We start from the raw sequence: 929 nt of genomic DNA on the forward strand, positions 1-929 counted from the left end.
TCCAGACCCAGATGGCCGGCCAGCAGCAGTACTGACGGCGCGCAATTGCACCGCCCACACGCCTGGGAGTCGCAAAACATCCGCGCGGAGCTGACACTATGGAGTTGTCGAAGGTCTTGCGCCGTCTCGACCACATCGAGGGCGCGGAGGGCAACTGTTCGTCGACTTATGCTGCGAGGGTGAGGGTTCGGCGGTTGTAGGCTGGTAGTGGTTGTCGGGTGGGGTCGATGTCGGCGGGTGGGATGAGCCAGGGGTGTCCGTCGGCGCCCATGGTGATGTCCCAGTCGGTGCGGTGCACGGCCCGATGACAGGTCCGGCAGAGTAGGCAGCCGTTACCCAGGGTGGTGGGTCCTCCGTCAGCCCAGTGCACGATGTGATGGCAGTCCGACCAGGTCGCCGGCGCCCCACACTTGATGCAGCAGGTATCGCGAAGCAAAATCGCTTTCCGCACAGGCCCGGTAAACAAACGCTTGGGTGGGCTCAGATCGATCGGCACCTGCTGTCCGTCCAGGGTGATCGAGGTGATCTCCGCATCACACGCAGCTGCGGCTGCGGTTGCTTCGGTGACCGGGCCCATCCACCGCAGTGACGCACGGTCGGGATGATCAGCCGGAACGGTCACGGCCACTTCTGTTCTCGGCGCCGATACCAGCGATTGCCCACCGCCACCACAATCGAGGAGTTGATGCAGSGCATCAGCCCGTCGTTKCGACGGTGTGCGGGTATCTGCGCTGCCGTCGGGTTCGGGACGGGGCCTGGACCACACGTCCAGAGCGGACATCATCTTCTCGCCAGTGACCGCATCCACATCAAACGTGCCCGCCAACCGGCCATCTGGAGTGACCGCATAGTCCAGCGTGTTCAACGAAGCATCCTCGGCGGCCGGCACCCCACCGGACGCCGAGGATGCTTCGTTGAACACGCTGGAC

The 929-nt window shown here is 64.3% G+C and carries 1 protein-coding gene; it reads right to left on the reverse strand.

Features of this window, described 5'->3' with window-relative positions:
* Window positions 1-166 precede the first annotated feature (166 nt).
* Window positions 167-929: HNH endonuclease (locus tag CSW57_RS24185; RefSeq protein ID WP_143696617.1), on the reverse strand; the 763-nt coding region annotated here is incomplete at its 5' end.

The organism is Williamsia muralis (assembly GCF_002735905.1).
Classification (GTDB): domain Bacteria; phylum Actinomycetota; class Actinomycetes; order Mycobacteriales; family Mycobacteriaceae; genus Williamsia; species Williamsia muralis_A.